Source organism: Kitasatospora sp. NPDC094019, from assembly GCF_044764505.1.
Lineage (GTDB): Bacteria > Actinomycetota > Actinomycetes > Streptomycetales > Streptomycetaceae > Kitasatospora.
In genome coordinates this window covers 84,592-100,040 of sequence record NZ_JBIWIF010000025.1, presented here as the reverse complement: position 1 = coordinate 100,040, position 15,449 = coordinate 84,592, and the positions used below count along the sequence as shown (strand labels likewise).

The window sequence follows — 15,449 nt, the reverse complement described above, 5'->3', positions numbered from 1 at the left end:
GACGATCTTCGCGGAGGTGGTGGCGCGGGTGGGGGCGGCCGCGTTAGAGCTTGCGAAGTCCACTGAGGACCCTTTCGAGCAGCGTGACGTCGGGCGTTCCGCCCGACTCGCCCGCGGCGGCGGGCTGGTGGATGGCGACGAGACCGGCCTCGGCCAGGTCGGCCACGAGGATCCGGGCGACACCGAGCGGAACACCGGCCAGCGCGGAGATCTCCGCGATGGACTTGACCTCCCGGCAGAGGTTGACGATCCGGGAGTGCTCGGGCAGCAGGCCACCGGTCCGCTCGGCGGAGCCGGTGGTCGAGATCAGGGCCTCGATGGCGAGCTGGTAGCGCGGCCGGGTGCGGCCACCGGTCATCGCGTACGGGCGGACCAGCGGCTGCTGCTCGTAGCCGTCGGACTGCTGCCCGCCGTAGCCGCTGCCGTACCCGTTGCCGTACGAGCCGCCGGGATTCGAAGGCGGGGTCATGGGTCCTCCTTGTGCTGCAGCCTGGGGCAGCCGGTTCCAGCTGGGGCGATGCCAGCTGAGGCGAAATCAGCTGCCTGAGGGTAGCTGAGGGTGGAACGCCGGGTCCGGTCGGGTCGGACCCGGCGGGGAGGTGGGACTGGTGGGAGTACCGCTCAGGGCGACTCAGTGCAGGAGACTGCCCTGGAGTTCTGCGCGGAGTGCGGGGGTGAGGACGGCTCCGGCGCGGTCGACGAGGAGGGCCATCTCGTAGCCGACCAGGCCGATGTCGGAGTCGGGGGCGGCGAGGACGGCGAGGGCGGAGCCGTCGCTGACGGCCATGAGGAAGAGGAAGCCCCGCTCCATCTCGACCACGGTCTGGTTGACCTCGCCGCCCTCGAAGATCCGGCTGGCGCCGGTGGTGAGGGAGGTGAGGCCGGAAGCGACGGCGGCGAGCTGGTCGGCGCGGTCGCGGGGGAAACCCTCGGACATGCACAGCAGGAGGCCGTCCGCGGAGACCACCACCGTGTGCGACACCCCAGGGGTGTTGTCCACGAAATTGGTGATCAGCCAGTTCAGGTTCTGTGCGGCCTGGCTCATCTGATTCAACTCAACGCTCCTGATGATCTGCGGCGTTGCCGTCGTTCCGGCCCCCGAAGCTATCGAACCCGGGCTGCTGGGCACCATGGTCGGATCCGGCCGGATTGGCCGGCGGCTGGCCCGCGGCCTGTTCGGCACCGGCCCGGCGGCCCTGCTGGATGCCGCGGCGCAGGTTGGTGAGTCGGCCGCGGACCTCCTCGGGCGCGCGGGACACCTGCGGACCGGTCAGCGGGGCCGACTCGGCGGTCCCGGAGACCAGGTTGGCCTGCGGGGTGCGCCGGGGGAGGCCCGACATGGTGACCCCGCTGGTCGAGGGCTCGCGGACCTGCTCGGCCCGGCGCCAGCGCTCGTCGTTGGCGGACGGGCGCCACGGGGCGTCGCCCTGCTCCGGCTGGCCCGGCGCCTGCTGGGGCGCCTGCTGCGGTGCCTGCTGCTGGGCCTGCGGCCGCTGGGGCTGCTGCTGACCCTGCGGGGCCCGCTGCTGCTGCGGTGCCTGGCCCTGCTGCGGAGCCTGACCCTGCGGCTGGGGCTGCCGCTGCTGCGGTGCCTGCTGCTGCGGGCCCTGCGGTCGGCCCGGGGCGGGCTGCCGCTGGCCCTCCTGCTGCGGGAAGCCGGGGGCCGTGGTGCCGGGACGGCGGGGCTGGTACGCCTGCTCGCCGGGGCGGCCCTCCTCGCGGTACCAGCCCTGCTCGGCCGGTGCCCCGCCCTCGGACGGGCCGGACGGCAGCGCCATCGGCTCCTGCCGCGCGGGCGGCTGCGGGCTCTGCTGCTGCGGGGCCTGCGGCTGCTGGGTGTTCCGCTCCGGTCGGACCGGGTTCGGCACGCTCGGCAGCACCGGCTCGACCAGGCCGAGGCCCAGCGGGTCGCGCGGGTCGATGTCACTGGCCTCGAACCGGGGCCGGGCGAGCTGCTGGGTGCTCTCCATCGAGGAGGCGTCGGCCGCCGGGAGCGGCTGGGGCTGCGGAGCCTGCGGCAGCGGCTGCTGCCGGCCCGGCTGCGGACGGTTGCCCTGGGCGGGCTGCTGCGGACGGCCGCCCTGGCCCTGCTGCGGACCCTGGGGGCCCTGCGGCGGTCGGCCCTGCGGACCGGGACGGCCCTGGCCGGGGCGCTGGCGCTGCGGCAGACCGTCCTGCGGACGCTCGCCCGGGCGGGCGGCCTGCGGTGCCGGCGCGCCGGGACGGCCCGCCTGGTCGGCCCAGCCGTGCTGCGGCTGATCGCCGCCGCGGGCGGCGGGGGCGCCGGCGCCCTGCGGACGCTCCTGGCCGGGGCGGCGTGCTCCCGGACCGCCCTGCTGGGGGCCGTTCTGCTGCGGACCCTGGGGACCCTGCGGAGCACCCTGGGCACCGCCGGGCTGCCGGTCGCGCCGGGGCAGACCGCCGGGGGCGTTCTGCGCCGGGCCCGGCCGGCCGGGGGAGCGCTGCGGGAGGCCGCCCTGCTGGTTCGGGGCGCCCTGCTGCTGCGGGGCCGGTCGGCCCTGACCGGGTCGGCCCTGACCGCCCTGCTGATTGGGACCCTGCTGGTTCGCGCCCTGCTGGTTCGGCGTCTGCTGGTTCGGCGCACCGGGGCGGCCGGCCTGCGGCAGGTTCTCCCGCAGCGACTGGCCGATCTGGCGGGTCGGCAGACCGCCGGCGGGGGCGCCCTGGGCACCCGGGCCGCCGGACGGGCCGGGACCGCCCTGGCCGAGCTGCGGCCGGCCCTGCGGGGCACCGCCCGCCGGACCCTGGCCGAGCGCGGCCGCGCGGCCGCCGCCCTGGCCGGCCGGCATCTGGCGCTGCTGGCGCGGCGTCGGGGCGACCCCGCGCTGCTGCTTGGGCTGCTGGCCGCCGCCGGGGCGGGCGGCGCCACGGCGGTCGGCGGAGTTGGTGACGTCCACCGGGAGCATGACCAGCGCGGTGGTACCGCCGGAGTCGCTGGGACGCAGCTGGATCCGGATGCCGTGTCGCAGGGACAGGCGGCCGACCACGAAGAGGCCCATGCGGCGGGAGACGGAGACGTCCACCGTCGGCGGGTTGGCGAGGCGCTCGTTGATCTCGGCGAGGTCGTCCGGGCTCAGGCCGATACCGGTGTCGTGGATCTCGACCAGCACCCGGCCGTCCGGCAGCGCGTGGCCGGTGACCCGGACCCTGGTCTGCGGGCTGGAGAACGAGGTGGCGTTCTCCAGCAGCTCGGCGAGCAGGTGGACGAGGTCGTTGACGACGCGGCCGGCGACCTCGGCCGACGGCACGGCGGCGAGTTCGATCCGCTCGTACTGCTCCACCTCGGAGGCGGCGGCGCGGAGCACGTCGACCAGCGGGACGGGGCGGGTCCAGCGGCGGCCCGGGTCCTCACCGGCGAGGACGAGGAGGTTTTCGCCGTTGCGGCGCATACGGGTCGCGAGGTGGTCCAGCTTGAAGAGGTTGGCCAGCTGGTCCGGGTCCGCCTCGCGGCTCTCCAACTCGGAGATGAGCGACAGCTGGCGCTGGATGAGGCCCTGGCTGCGGCGGGAGAGGTTGGTGAACATCGCGTTGATGTTGCCGCGGAGGAGGGCCTGCTCGGCGGCGAGGCGGACGGCCTCGCTGTGCACCATGTCGAAGGCGTGGGCCACGTGGCCGATCTCGTCCGCGGAGTCGACGCCGACCGGTTCGACGGTGACGTCGACGTCGTGCGGGTCGGTCTCGGAGAGCGTCTTGACCAGCTCGGGCAGTCGCCGCTCGGCGACGTCCTCGGCCGCGGACTGGAGCCGGGTCAGCGAGCGCACCATCGAGCGGGCGATCAGACCGGCGCCACCGAGGGCGACGAGCAGCACGAGCGCGACGGCGGCACCGATGATCAGGGCCTCGGTGTCGGCCTGGGACTGGAGTTCCTGGGCCTTTCCGTCGAGGTCCTCGATGAGCTTGGACTCGATCCGGCGCTCGGCCGCGATCTTGGCGGTGGACTGCTCGTACCAGTCCTTGTAGCTGACGACCTCGCTCTGGTGGATACCGCTCTGCTGCAGGATCGAGCGCGCGTAGCGGTCGGCCGCGGCGACGACCGAGTTGTAGCTCAGCTGGCCGCGCAGGTTGTCCAGGTCGTGCGAGGTGTAGATGTTGTTGAAGCCGGTCAGCGCGTTGTCGTAGGACGACTTCAACCGGATGCCGAAGGACTCGTCGCTCAGGCTGAGGTCCGGGCCGCCCGGGTTGGCGAGCGCGGCGCTGATCAGCGCGCGCTGCTGCGAGGTGGAGTTCTTGGCCAGCGAGAACTGCTGCAGGGCGCGGGTCGCGCGGACCAGCTCGCGGTTGTTGGACGCGAGCGCGATGTCCTGGGTGATCGACAGCAGGTCGCGGATGATCACGTCGTAGGCGGTGATCGTCGCCTGGATGTTCTGGTTGTTCTGGTACGGGTTGCCACGCGCGTCGGAGACCGAGTTCAGGTCCTTGCGGATCTGGAAGAGCAGGGCCTTGCCGCCGGAGAGTTCGAGGTTCTCGAACTTGTCCGCGGACGCGGTGAAGGTGCGGCTGAGGTCGTCGGTGACCTTGCGGGCGGCGACGATGTCGTCGTCCAGCGGCGCGTTGGGCTTGTTGGTCATCGGCCCGGCGCTGACGTCCCGCTCGCTCTGCAGGGCGTTGGCGAGGTCGGTCGCCTTCTTGGCCAGGTCGGAGAGGTTGGCCATCTGGGCCAGCTGCTGCGAGGTTTCGAGCGAGGTCTGGATGCGCAGGCCACCGAGGACCAGCGCGACCATGACCGGGAGCGCGAGCAGGGCGATCAGCTTGCTGCGGATCCGCCAGTTGCGCATGGCGAGCCGGCTCATGCCCTTGGCCCGGCGCCGGGTCAGGGAGGAGCGGAGCTTGCCCCTGGCCGAGGTCCGCTCCGCGCCCTCGTCCTCGGGGCGGCCTATCACGTCGGGTGTCGGTTCGGCCGGACCGCCGGGGGCCGCCGTCGGCTGGGGGGCTGCCACGGGCTCACGCGACTCAGGGTCACCCGCGCCGCCGCTACCCCTTTTGAAACGTCCCTGCACTGGCGTCGCAACCTCTGGACCGGGCGTCCCGCCGCGTCGCCGCAGCCTGGACGGTGTGGAGTTTCCATCCGCACCCCGGCCGGTCCGGGAGAGCGGGCACCGGGGTGGACTACTCCCTACCCACGGTCCGTGGCATTCCAGCACAGCCGGGGAATCCCAACAAGGGCGAGCGGGGCGGGTCGGACGGCACTACCCACCGCGCGCGGAATCTCACGGTCTGTACGGCAACCGGACCTGAATACCGCCTTTTTCGGACACTCGTCAGATACATGCCAACGGGAGCCGAGATCAACCTGATGCACGGCGCTTCGGGTATGCCCGATATATCCGATATGCCGGTAAAAACTGATGCAGCGACATGTCGGATATAGGCATTATGTTCCGTGATTTGTGACGAAAATCACAGATGAATGTGTAGCTTTGGTCACGGTGCCTGTGGAAAGAGATCCGTAACCTTGCGGTATCCGGAGCACGGCCCCGATCAGCCTGCCCAGAATCCTCCCGAATCACTCAGGCCGGGGCCGATCGCGGTCGGCCGCCCGGCCACGACCATGAGGTGCTGACGAGATGTCCCAGGCGAACAAGGCCGCCGAGTCCACGCTGCCCGCCACGTCCACCGCGAACCCGCGCCGGACGACGCTGGCCTCGGTCGAGGACTTCGGCCAGATCCCCGGAGCCCGCCGGCCCGAGGGGGCCGTGACCTACTCGACCGACCTGCCGACCTCCACCGCCAACCCGCGCCGCACCCGGCTGATGGTCGCTCCGGTGGTGAACGTTCCGCAGGACTGAAGCGTTCCGCATACGCCCTGAAGGGCCCCGCCACCCCCGGTGGCGGGGCCCTTCGCGTACCCGGGCGCCCGGCCGGCGTCCGGATGTCCGGGCCCGTGGACGGGCCGGTCCGGGGCCCGCGCGATAGCCTGGGCGGCGATTGAGCGGGGCCGGGCCCGAAGGGGGACCGGCCTCCACCAGCGCCCGGGCGCGCCCCGGGCGGCCGACGACGCGAGGGGTGCCCGAGCCGTGCGCATTGCCAGGTTTTCCGTCCGGGAGGGGAGTCCTGCCGCCGGCAGCGTCTCCTTCGGTGTGGTCGAGGGGGACCCGGCGCGGCCCGAGTCGCTGGTGGTCCACGCGCTGGCGGGCCACCCGTTCGGCCAGCCCCGGCCGAGCGGTGAGAGCCACCGCTTCCAGGACGTCCGGCTGCTGAGCCCGATCCTGCCCAACAAGATCGTCGCGGTCGGCCGCAACTACGCCGCCCACGCCGCCGAACTGGGCAACACCGTCCCGGACGTGCCGCTCACCTTCTTCAAGCCCTCCACCTCGGTGATCGGCCCGACCGAGAACATCGCCTACCCGCCGTTCTCCTCGGACGTCCAGCACGAGGCGGAGCTGGCCGTGGTGATCGGCCGGATGTGCCGCGAGGTGCCGCTGGAGCGGGTCCCCGAGGTGATCCTCGGTTACACCTGCGCCAATGACGTGACCGCCCGCGACGTCCAGCAGCGCGAGGGCCAGTGGGCCCGCGCCAAGGGCTTCGACACGGCCTGCCCGCTCGGCCCGTGGATCGAGACCGACCTCGACCCCTCCGACCTCGCCGTCACCTGCACGGTCAACGGCGAGCTCCGGCAGACCGGCCGCACCTCCTTGATGGTCCGCTCGGTCGCCGAGCTGATCGTCCACATCTCCGAGGCCATGACGCTGCTGCCCGGCGACGTCGTGCTCACCGGCACCCCCGCCGGGGTGGGCCCGATCCAGGTCGGCGACGAGGTCGCCGTCACCGTCGAGGGCATCGGCACCCTTGCCAACAAGGTGGTCAAGCGCGGCTAGCGAGGCCCCGGCCCGGGACGCGGTCCCGGCGGGCCTGCCCACGGGCAGGCCCGTGACCGGCCGCCGGACAGGGGTGGAACGCCCTGCGGGCCCGGCCTTCGCGCCGGGCCCGCGGCGCCCCCGGGGGTCACCGGACGGCCCCCTTCCCGCTGCCTGGGGTTATCGATTTTGGAGCCGGGGCGGACGTCGGGTAATGTTCTTTCTGCGCCGCCCGGGAGGGCAACGACGAGGGAGTCAAAGCCCCCGCCGGAGCCGAGCGGGAGGCGCAAGCCCGAGAGGATCCCCGACAGGGGTTCAACTCTGGTGGGGTATGGTGTAATTGGCAGCACGAGTGATTCTGGTTCATTTAGTCTAGGTTCGAGTCCTGGTACCCCAGCGCAGTACCCGCGGTCCACGCCGCGACAAGTGAAGACAAGCCCCCGTTGTGTAGCGGCCTAGCACGCTGCCCTCTCACGGCAGTAGCGCCGGTTCGAATCCGGTCGGGGGTACTGGTCCCGCAAGGGACCGCCTGGAAAGCCCCCGTTGTGTAGCGGCCTAGCACGCTGCCCTCTCACGGCAGTAGCGCCGGTTCGAATCCGGTCGGGGGTACTGGTTCCGCGAGGAACCGCCAGGATGCCCCCGTTGTGTAGCGGCCTAGCACGCTGCCCTCTCACGGCAGTAGCGCCGGTTCGAATCCGGTCGGGGGTACTGAAGCAGGAAGCCGGTGAGGTTGCTCATCGGCTGATTGCTTTGTATTGGGGTATGGTGTAATTGGCAGCACGAGTGATTCTGGTTCATTTAGTCTAGGTTCGAGTCCTGGTACCCCAGCCAGAAAAGAAAGGCCCCGGTTCCCGGGGTCTTTTTTGATTTCCCGGACGACTTCCCGGGCTTTCTTTCCCGGGCTCTCTTTCCCGGGCCGCGTTCCCGGACGCCGGGGGATCCGCGCCGGAAGGGCCCCGCTCGACAGTGAGCGGGGCCCTTCGTGGTTCATCGGTGGGGGTGGGGAAGCGGGGGAGGGGCGTGGGGGCGGGTGGGGGACGGGCGGGTCAGCTGCGGCGCAGGGCCTCGGTGAGCCGGTTGGCGGCCTCGATGATGGCCTGCGCGTGCAGCCGCCCCGGGTGGCGGGTGAGGCGCTCGATCGGCCCGGAGACCGAGACGGCGGCCACGACGCGGTTGGAGGGGCCGCGGACCGGCGCGGAGACGGACGCGACGCCCGGCTCCCGCTCGCCGATCGACTGGGCCCAGCCCCGCCGCCGGACACCGCTCAGCGCGGTGGCGGTGAACCGGGCGCCCTGGAGGCCCCGGTGCAGCCGCTCGGGCTCCTCCCAGGCCAGCAGGACCTGGGCGGCCGAGCCGGCCTTCATCGGCAGGGTGCTGCCGACCGGGACGGTGTCCCGCAGACCGGAGAGCCGCTCGGCGGCCGCGACGCAGATCCGCATCTCGCCCTGCCGGCGGTAGAGCTGTGCGCTCTCGCCGGTGACGTCGCGCAGGTGGGTCAGGACCGGGCCCGCGGTGGCGAGCAGCCGGTCCTCGCCCGCCGCGGCGGAGAGTTCGGACAGGCGCGGGCCGAGGATGAACCGGCCCTGCATGTCCCTGGTGACCAGACGGTGGTGTTCGAGTGCGACGGCGAGTCTGTGGGCCGTGGGGCGCGCCAGACCGGTGGCGGCGACCAGCCCCGCCAACGTGGCGGGGCCCGACTCCAGTGCGCTCAGCACCAGAGCGGCCTTGTCGAGCACGCCGACGCCGCTAGAGTTGTCCATGCGCTAAGACTGCAGTCTCATTCCGCGAGACGCAAGTTCAATCTTCTGCGAAAAGCGCCACTCTGGATGCAGCAGCCCGGGAGACATCCAGGATGCGACCCCGCCGAGGTGTCCGCATCGTGGACACCGATCCGGTGTGCAGGTCGCTCGTCGTGTGCCGCACCGGGCCGCGACAGCTTCGACCTCGACGACACGAGAAGGCCGGCAACGCGGCCGGCTGGAGGGAATCCGATGGGACGGACACTCGCAGAGAAGGTCTGGGACGACCACGTCGTCCGGCGCGCGGAGGGCGAGCCCGACCTGCTCTTCATCGACCTGCACCTGCTCCACGAGGTGACCAGCCCGCAGGCGTTCGACGGCCTCCGGCTGGCCGGGCGCCCGGTCCGCCGCACCGATCTCACGATCGCCACCGAGGACCACAACACCCCGACCGTGGACATCGACAAGCCGATCGCCGACCCGGTCTCCAGGGTCCAGCTGGAGACCCTGCGCAAGAACGCGGCCGAGTTCGGCGTCCGGATCCACTCCCTCGGCGACGTCGAGCAGGGCGTCGTGCACGTCGTCGGCCCGCAGCTGGGCCTCACCCAGCCCGGCACGACCGTGGTCTGCGGCGATTCCCACACCTCCACCCACGGCGCCTTCGGCGCGCTGGCGTTCGGCATCGGCACCAGCCAGGTCGAGCACGTGCTGGCCACCCAGACGCTGCCGCTGGCCCCGTTCCGGACCATGGCGATCACCGTCGAGGGCGAGCTGCCCGACGGCGTCACCGCCAAGGACCTCATCCTGGCGATCATCACCCGGATCGGCACCGGCGGCGGCCAGGGCTACGTCCTGGAGTACCGGGGTTCGGCGATCCGCGGCCTCTCCATGGAGGCCCGGATGACCATCTGCAACATGTCCATCGAGGCGGGCGCCCGGGCCGGCATGATCGCCCCGGACGAGACCACCTTCGCCTACCTGGAGGGCCGCCCGCACGCCCCGCGGGGCGAGGACTGGGACGCCGCCGTCGAGTACTGGCGGACCCTGGCCACCGACGAGGACGCGGTCTTCGACCACGAGATCTTCATCGACGCCACCGAGCTGACCCCGTTCGTCACCTGGGGCACCAACCCGGGCCAGGGCGCCCCGCTCGGCGCGAACGTGCCGGACCCGGCCTCCTTCGCCGACCCGCAGGAGCGGATCGCCGCCGAGAACGCCCTGGCCTACATGGGCCTGGAGGCCGGCACCCCGCTGCGCGAGGTCGCGGTCGACGCGGTCTTCGTCGGCTCCTGCACCAACGGCCGGATCGAGGACCTGCGCGCCGCCGCCGACCTGCTGCGCGGCCGCCGGATCGCCGACGGCGTGCGGATGCTGGTCGTCCCGGGCTCGGTCCGGGTCGCCCTCCAGGCCGTCGAGGAGGGCCTGGACAAGGTGTTCACCGCGGCCGGCGCCGAATGGCGGCACGCGGGCTGCTCGATGTGCCTGGGGATGAACCCGGACCAGCTCGCCCCCGGCGAGCGCTGCGCCTCGACCTCGAACCGCAACTTCGAGGGCCGCCAGGGCAAGGGCGGCCGCACCCACCTGGTCTCGCCCCAGGTCGCCGCCGCGACCGCCGTCCTGGGCCGCCTCGCGGCCCCCGCCGATCTGGCGTCCAGCGCCGCCGTGGAGGTCTGAGCAGCATGGAGAAGTTCACCACCCACACCGGGCGGGCCGTGCCGCTGCGCCGCAGCAACGTCGACACGGACCAGATCATCCCCGCCCATTGGCTGAAGAAGGTCACCCGTTCCGGTTTCGAAGGCGGCCTGTTCGAGGCGTGGCGCCGGGACGAGTCGTTCATCCTCAACCGGCCCGAGCGGCAGGGTGCCACGGTCCTGGTGGCCGGTCCCGAGTTCGGTACCGGTTCCTCCCGCGAGCACGCCGTCTGGGCCCTGCAGAACTACGGCTTCCACGCCGTGATCTCCTCGCGCTTCGCCGACATCTTCCGCGGCAACTCGCTGAAGAACGGCCTGCTCACCGTGGTCCTTCCGCAGGAGACCGTGGAACGGCTCTGGGAGCTCACCGAGGCGGACCCGACGGCCCCCGTCACCGTCGACCTGGAGGCCCGCGAGGTGCGCGCCGAAGGCATCACCGCGCCGTTCGAACTGGACGACAATCTCCGTTGGCGGCTGCTCAACGGACTGGACGACATCAGCATCACGCTGCGGAACGAGGCCGACATCGCGGCCTTCGAGGCGGCCCGGCCCTCGTTCAAGCCGCGCACCCTGCCGGCGGCCTGACCGCCCGTTCCGGACAAGCATTCTGACGATCCGCCGGATGGCCCGCCTCCCCCCTCGGGGGGGCGGGCCATCCGGCGTTCCGGGACCGGAGTTGTGCCCTCCCGCGGGCCCCGGATTGACGATTCGGTTTTGCGTCGGAGGGCCCCGCGCATGCACAACTGCGCGTAGATGGCACAATCAGTGCATGCACCGGCACCATGAACCTCCGTACGCGGGCGGCGAACCCGCGTCACCGGAGTCCACGGGCCGGGGATCCGAACGCCGAATTGACGATCGGCCGGACGCCGCCACCTCAGCTGCTGAGGAGCCGGACGACCCGGAAGTCGCAGCGCTCTTCGCGCTTGTGGCCGAGCGGTTGAAGCAAGCTCACGACCGCGTGCATGCGCTGAACGTGTCTGCCGATGCAAAGACCGCTCTCACCCGTCAACTGCTCATCGTCACCGAGACCGCCAAGCGCGATCTTCCGGGGGCGGCGCGGCGGTTGAGTCGCTTTGTGCAGGACCTCGACGAGGGGCGCCCGCCCGTCGTCTGAGGTCGCCGACGCGCAAATCCATTGCGACACTAGGGTGATTCGCGCGTTTGGTAATTGAAAGTCCGCAGATACATACCTAACGTGCGAAATGAACGGATGGAATCATCCGGCGCCCGTTTCCGAAGGGGAAGACGTGAACAAGGCTCAGCTTGTCGAAGCGGTGGCCGAGCAGCTGGGCGGTCGCAAGGCTGCCGCAGAGGCCGTCGACGCAGTGCTCGACACCATGGTGCGCGCCGTCGTGGCCGGTGACCGTGTTTCGGTCACCGGTTTCGGCACCTTTGAGAAGGTGGAGCGCTCCGCGCGCTTCGCCCGCAACCCGCAGACCGGCGAGAAGGTCAAGGTCAAGAAGACCTCGGTGCCCCGCTTCCGTCCCGGCCAGGGTTTCAAGGACCTGGTCAGCGGCGCCAAGAAGCTGCCGAAGGAAGGCCCCTCGGTGAAGAAGGCGCCCAAGGGCTCCCTCACCCCGGGCAAGAGCGGTGTCGCCGCCACTCCGGCCGCCAAGCGCGCCGCCACCAAGCGCGCCGCCACGGCCGCTGCCGCCGCCGCTGCCGCCACCCCGGCGAAGAAGGCCGCCGCCAAGAAGACGGCCACCAAGGCGACCGCCACCAAGGCGACCGCGACCAAGGCCGCCGCCACCAAGACGGCCGCGACCAAGAAGACGGCCGCCGCCAAGAAGGCGACCACCACCGCCGCCGCGAAGAAGACCACCGCGACCGCGACCAAGAAGGCGACCACCACCGCCGCCAAGAAGGCGACCACCACCGCCGCCGCGAAGAAGACCACCGCGACCGCCAAGAAGGCGACCGCCACGGCCAAGAAGACGGCGCCGGCGAAGAAGACCACCACCCGCAAGACCACCGCGCGCAAGACCACCGCCAAGTAGTCGGTGCGCGTCGTCGTCGGACGGCCTTCGCGAGCCGTGGCGCCGCCCCCCTCCGGGAATTCCCGGCGGGGTGGTGCCACGGCTTATCGCTTTTCCGGGATTTCCTCCCGGTGACGCGGTTCCCGAGCGCGCCGCCGCCCCGGTCAGCCCTCGGCCGGGTCCGGGAAGGTCTGCAGCGTCACGAAGACCACCCGCCGGGCGTCACCGCCGCCCTCGGTGCGGATCCGCACCCGCTGGCCCGGGCGCAGCAGCCGCAGCCCGCCGGCGTCGAAGGCGGCCGCGTCGAACGGCACCGGGGTCCCGTCGTCGAGCAGCACGGAGCCGGCCCGGGTGGCGGGGTCGAAGGTGAACGCGGTGGCCTGCATGCCAGCAGCATAGCGAGGGGCACCGACAGTCCCCGGTGGTGTCTCAGCCGTCCGTCGGCCCGGCGGACGGCCACTGTCGCGGCAGGTACCCGAGCCGGGTGGCCAGCGCGCGGGTGTGCGGTCCGACGCCGAGCGCCAGTGCCTCGGCCAGGTCCTCACCGGTGTCGACGTCCCGGCGGACCGACTCCACGCCGGCCAGCCGCAGTTCGCGGGCACCGCCGGCCGCGTGCCGGGCGCGCGAGCCGTCCCCGAACGCGGGGTCGAGCGGACTGCCCGGGGCGCAGGCCAGCAAGGTGGTGCCCAGGCCCGGCGCGTCCGGCAGGAAGGCCCGGCCGGTCGCCGGGACGGCGGCCAGTACCCGGCCCAGCTCGGCCGGGCGCAGTGCGGGCAGGTCCGCCGAGAGCGCGGCCAGCGGCGCGCCCGGGGCGAGCGCGAGCGCGGCCGCCGCGCCGTGCGCCAGGGCCTCGTTGAGGCCGCCGCCGGGCTCGTCGTCGACCACCAGGGCGCCGAGCGCGGCCAGCCGCGCCCCGGCCCCGGAGTCCCGGGTGACCACCAGGACCCGGCCGGTCCCCGGCGTGGCGAGCGCGGCCGCGACGGTGTCCAGGGCGAACGAGAGTGCGAGGTCGGGGCGGTGCCGGCCGGCGAACGGGGCCAGCCGGGACTTGGCCCCGGCGAGCCGCTTGAGCGGCAGTACCAGCGACCAGTCGGCGGCGGGTGCGGCGGGCGCGACGGGCCTGCCGGGGCGTACGGTGTCCTGGGTCATCGGCGTCATTGTGACGCCGGTCCCGGAGCCCTCGCCAGGCCGTCCGAGCTGTGCGGACGTGCGTTTGATCACGCCCGGCGGACGTCCGGGCCGGGTTGCTCGACAGTCGGCGAGCGGTCGGGCGACACTGTTCCGCGCCCGCGCCCCGAGAGGGCGGCGGAAGCGAGATCGACCGCGGCACCCCACGTGCCGCACGAATGAGGAGGACCTGGGGTGGCCCGCCGCTCGAACGCCAGCTTCGGCAACGCCGACTACGGCTTCTGGTACCGCTTTGCGGCCGTGCTGGTGAAGCCGGTGAACACCGCCCTGGTCAAGCCCGACTGGCGGGGCTGGGAGCACCTGCCCGAGCGGGGCGGGTTCATCGCCGCGGTCAACCACAACTCGGTCATCGACCCGGTGGTCTACGCGCACTGGCAGTACAACAGCGGGCGGCCGCCCCGGATCCTCGGCAAGTCCTCGTTGTTCTCGATCCCGTTCATCGGATTCATGCTCCGCAAGACCGGCCAGATCCCGGTGTTCCGGGAGTCGACCGACGCGGCGCAGGCTTTCCGTTCGGCCATCGACGCGGTCAACGGCGGCCAGTGCGTGCAGTTCTACCCGGAGGGAACGCTCACCCGGGACCCGGACCTGTGGCCGATGACCGGCAAGAGCGGGGTCGCCCGGGTGGCGCTCATGACGGGCGCGCCGGTCATCCCGGTGGCCCACTGGGGCGCGCACGAGATCATCCCGCCGTACGGCCGGGGCGGCGGCGGGAGGAGCAGGTTCAACCTGTTCCCGCGCCACCGGGTGGTCGTGGCGGCCGGGCCGGCCGTCGACCTGAGCAAGTACCAGGGCCAGGAACTCACCGCACAGGTCCTCCGGGACGCCACCGAGGACATCATGACGGCGATCACCGCCGTGCTGGCCGACATCCGCGGCGAGGAACCGCCCGCGGAGCGGTACGACATGCGGGAGGCGGCCCGGCAGCGGGCCGCTGCCGCGGCCCGCCGCGGCAGCGGTCGTGGCACCGACGAGGACGGGAAGGAAGCCAAGTGACCCGCTGCGCCGTGTTCGGCACCGGATCCTGGGGCACCGCGTTCGCGATGGTGCTCGCCGACGCCGGCTGCGAGGTGGCCCTCTGGGGCCGCCGCCGCGAGCTGGCGGAGGCCGTGAACGCCACCCACACCAACCCGGACTACCTGCCCGGGGTACGGCTGCCGGACACCGTCCGGGCCACCACCGACCCGGCCGAGGCGCTGGCCGGCGCGGACTTCGCGGTGCTGGTGGTGCCCTCGCAGACGCTGCGCGAGAACCTCGCCGCCTGGGCGCCGCTGCTGGAGCCGCAGACCGTCCTGGTCAGCCTGATGAAGGGCATCGAACTCGGCACCGCCAAGCGGATGAGCGAGGTCGTCACCGAGGTCGCCGGGGTCGGCCGGGAGCGGATCGCCGTGGTCAGCGGGCCGAACCTGGCCAGGGAGATCGCCAACCGGCAGCCCGCCGCCAGTGTGGTCGCCTGCACCGACGAGGCGGTCGCCAAGCGGCTCCAGGCGGCCTGCCACACGCCGTACTTCCGGCCGTACACCAACACCGACGTGATCGGCTGCGAGCTCGGCGGGGCGGTCAAGAACGTGATCGGCCTGGCGGTCGGCATGGCCGACGGCATGGGGCTCGGCGACAACACCAAGGCGACCCTGATCACCCGGGGGCTGGCCGAGACCACCCGGCTCGGGCTGGCGCTCGGCGCCGACCCGTACACCTTCGCGGGCCTGGCCGGCATGGGCGACCTGGTGGCCACCTGCTCCTCGCCGCTCTCCCGCAACCACACCTTCGGCACCAACCTGGGCCGGGGCATGTCGCTGGCCGAGACCATCGCGGCGACCCGGCAGACCGCGGAGGGCGTCAAGTCCTGCGAATCGGTGCTCGACCTGGCCCGGCGCAACGGTGTCGACATGCCGATCGTCGAGGCGGTGGTGGACGTCGTGCACAACGGGAGGCCCACCCAGGAGGCGCTGCGGGCGCTGATGTCCCGCTCGGCCAAGCCCGAACGGCGCTGACGGCCCCGGTGCCGGTCGGGTCGGCCGGGCGGGCCGTTCCGGC

14 protein-coding genes and 5 tRNA genes are annotated in these 15,449 nt (G+C 72.5%); 13 read left to right on the top strand and 6 right to left on the bottom strand.

The window, feature by feature from the left end; translation table 11 throughout:
• Window positions 1-43 precede the first annotated feature (43 nt).
• The 3 genes from ACIQ9P_RS35660 to ACIQ9P_RS35650 all read right to left on the bottom strand — a co-directional run bounded on the left by ACIQ9P_RS35660 (window position 44) and on the right by ACIQ9P_RS35650 (window position 4,958).
• Window positions 44-469 (bottom strand): DUF742 domain-containing protein, encoded by a 426-nt coding sequence (locus ACIQ9P_RS35660; protein WP_402365681.1) that lies wholly within the window; start codon window positions 467-469, stop codon window positions 44-46.
• A gap of 162 nt (window positions 470-631) precedes the next feature.
• Entirely contained in the window at window positions 632-1,045 is a 414-nt protein-coding gene (locus ACIQ9P_RS35655; RefSeq protein ID WP_043468791.1) for a roadblock/LC7 domain-containing protein, read from the bottom strand.
• A 10-nt stretch (window positions 1,046-1,055) separates the two neighbouring features.
• Entirely contained in the window at window positions 1,056-4,958 is a 3,903-nt protein-coding gene (locus ACIQ9P_RS35650) for a nitrate- and nitrite sensing domain-containing protein (protein ID WP_402365678.1), read from the bottom strand.
• Window positions 4,959-5,585: 627 nt separating this feature from the next.
• On the opposite strand from ACIQ9P_RS35650, the gene ACIQ9P_RS35645 reads away from it, so the two are divergent.
• From ACIQ9P_RS35645 to ACIQ9P_RS35615, 7 genes are all read left to right on the top strand, one after another.
• Window positions 5,586-5,807, top strand: coding sequence for a hypothetical protein (locus ACIQ9P_RS35645; RefSeq protein WP_402365676.1), 222 nt, complete (start codon window positions 5,586-5,588; stop codon window positions 5,805-5,807).
• A gap of 228 nt (window positions 5,808-6,035) precedes the next feature.
• A complete protein-coding gene (locus tag ACIQ9P_RS35640) occupies window positions 6,036-6,836 on the top strand; it encodes a fumarylacetoacetate hydrolase family protein (protein WP_402365674.1) in 801 nt (266 codons plus the stop codon).
• Window positions 6,837-7,140: 304 nt separating this feature from the next.
• Window positions 7,141-7,212: transfer RNA gene (locus tag ACIQ9P_RS35635), tRNA-Gln, on the top strand.
• A 39-nt stretch (window positions 7,213-7,251) separates the two neighbouring features.
• Window positions 7,252-7,324: transfer RNA gene (locus ACIQ9P_RS35630), tRNA-Glu, on the top strand.
• Between the two features lie 27 nt (window positions 7,325-7,351).
• A tRNA-Glu gene (locus tag ACIQ9P_RS35625) sits at window positions 7,352-7,424 on the top strand.
• A gap of 26 nt (window positions 7,425-7,450) precedes the next feature.
• A tRNA-Glu gene (locus ACIQ9P_RS35620) sits at window positions 7,451-7,523 on the top strand.
• Window positions 7,524-7,571: 48 nt separating this feature from the next.
• Window positions 7,572-7,646: transfer RNA gene (locus ACIQ9P_RS35615), tRNA-Gln, on the top strand.
• A 215-nt stretch (window positions 7,647-7,861) separates the two neighbouring features.
• Here the strand turns inward: ACIQ9P_RS35615 and ACIQ9P_RS35610 are convergent.
• Window positions 7,862-8,575, bottom strand: a complete 714-nt coding sequence (locus ACIQ9P_RS35610; RefSeq protein ID WP_030306825.1) for an IclR family transcriptional regulator — start codon at window positions 8,573-8,575, stop codon at window positions 7,862-7,864.
• 231 nt (window positions 8,576-8,806) lie between these two features.
• Here ACIQ9P_RS35610 and leuC point away from each other — a divergent pair, with 231 nt between their 5' ends.
• The 4 genes from leuC (at window position 8,807) to ACIQ9P_RS35590 (ending at window position 12,245) form a co-directional block, all read left to right on the top strand.
• Window positions 8,807-10,228 (top strand): 3-isopropylmalate dehydratase large subunit, encoded by a 1,422-nt coding sequence (gene leuC / locus ACIQ9P_RS35605; protein WP_402365672.1) that lies wholly within the window; start codon window positions 8,807-8,809, stop codon window positions 10,226-10,228.
• 5 nt (window positions 10,229-10,233) lie between these two features.
• A complete protein-coding gene (leuD, locus tag ACIQ9P_RS35600) occupies window positions 10,234-10,830 on the top strand; it encodes a 3-isopropylmalate dehydratase small subunit (protein WP_402365670.1) in 597 nt (198 codons plus the stop codon).
• Window positions 10,831-11,014: 184 nt separating this feature from the next.
• Entirely contained in the window at window positions 11,015-11,362 is a 348-nt protein-coding gene (locus tag ACIQ9P_RS35595) for a hypothetical protein (protein ID WP_402365668.1), read from the top strand.
• A 133-nt stretch (window positions 11,363-11,495) separates the two neighbouring features.
• Window positions 11,496-12,245 (top strand): HU family DNA-binding protein, encoded by a 750-nt coding sequence (locus ACIQ9P_RS35590; protein WP_402365666.1) that lies wholly within the window; start codon window positions 11,496-11,498, stop codon window positions 12,243-12,245.
• 143 nt (window positions 12,246-12,388) lie between these two features.
• On the opposite strand, the gene ACIQ9P_RS35585 is transcribed toward ACIQ9P_RS35590, so the two are convergent.
• Together ACIQ9P_RS35585 and cofC are read right to left on the bottom strand one after the other, a co-directional pair.
• Entirely contained in the window at window positions 12,389-12,610 is a 222-nt protein-coding gene (locus ACIQ9P_RS35585; RefSeq protein ID WP_402365664.1) for a hypothetical protein, read from the bottom strand.
• 43 nt (window positions 12,611-12,653) lie between these two features.
• The gene (cofC, locus tag ACIQ9P_RS35580) at window positions 12,654-13,373 is read right to left on the bottom strand and encodes a 2-phospho-L-lactate guanylyltransferase (RefSeq protein WP_402365662.1); all 720 of its coding nucleotides are present in this window, start codon (window positions 13,371-13,373) and stop codon (window positions 12,654-12,656) included.
• Window positions 13,374-13,586: 213 nt separating this feature from the next.
• On the opposite strand from cofC, the gene ACIQ9P_RS35575 reads away from it, so the two are divergent.
• The gene (locus ACIQ9P_RS35575) at window positions 13,587-14,408 is read left to right on the top strand and encodes a lysophospholipid acyltransferase family protein (RefSeq protein ID WP_402365660.1); all 822 of its coding nucleotides are present in this window, start codon (window positions 13,587-13,589) and stop codon (window positions 14,406-14,408) included.
• Window positions 14,405-15,406 (top strand): NAD(P)H-dependent glycerol-3-phosphate dehydrogenase, encoded by a 1,002-nt coding sequence (locus tag ACIQ9P_RS35570; RefSeq protein WP_402365658.1) that lies wholly within the window; start codon window positions 14,405-14,407, stop codon window positions 15,404-15,406. Before ACIQ9P_RS35575 ends, ACIQ9P_RS35570 begins: the two co-directional genes overlap by 4 nt.
• Window positions 15,407-15,449: the final 43 nt, after the last annotated feature.

What these genes read in the sequence shown, in the direction of transcription:
- ACIQ9P_RS35660 (WP_402365681.1), bottom strand. Translation starts at nt 469, where the DNA reads ATGACCCCGCCTTCGAATCCCGGCGGCTCGTACGGCAACGGGTACGGC.
- ACIQ9P_RS35655 (WP_043468791.1), bottom strand. Translation starts at nt 1,045, where the DNA reads ATGAGCCAGGCCGCACAGAACCTGAACTGGCTGATCACCAATTTCGTG.
- ACIQ9P_RS35645 (WP_402365676.1), top strand. Translation starts at nt 5,586, where the DNA reads ATGTCCCAGGCGAACAAGGCCGCCGAGTCCACGCTGCCCGCCACGTCC.
- ACIQ9P_RS35610 (WP_030306825.1), bottom strand. Translation starts at nt 8,575, where the DNA reads ATGGACAACTCTAGCGGCGTCGGCGTGCTCGACAAGGCCGCTCTGGTG.
- leuC (WP_402365672.1), top strand. Translation starts at nt 8,807, where the DNA reads ATGGGACGGACACTCGCAGAGAAGGTCTGGGACGACCACGTCGTCCGG.
- leuD (WP_402365670.1), top strand. Translation starts at nt 10,234, where the DNA reads ATGGAGAAGTTCACCACCCACACCGGGCGGGCCGTGCCGCTGCGCCGC.
- ACIQ9P_RS35595 (WP_402365668.1), top strand. Translation starts at nt 11,015, where the DNA reads ATGCACCGGCACCATGAACCTCCGTACGCGGGCGGCGAACCCGCGTCA.
- ACIQ9P_RS35585 (WP_402365664.1), bottom strand. Translation starts at nt 12,610, where the DNA reads ATGCAGGCCACCGCGTTCACCTTCGACCCCGCCACCCGGGCCGGCTCC.
- cofC (WP_402365662.1), bottom strand. Translation starts at nt 13,373, where the DNA reads ATGACCCAGGACACCGTACGCCCCGGCAGGCCCGTCGCGCCCGCCGCA.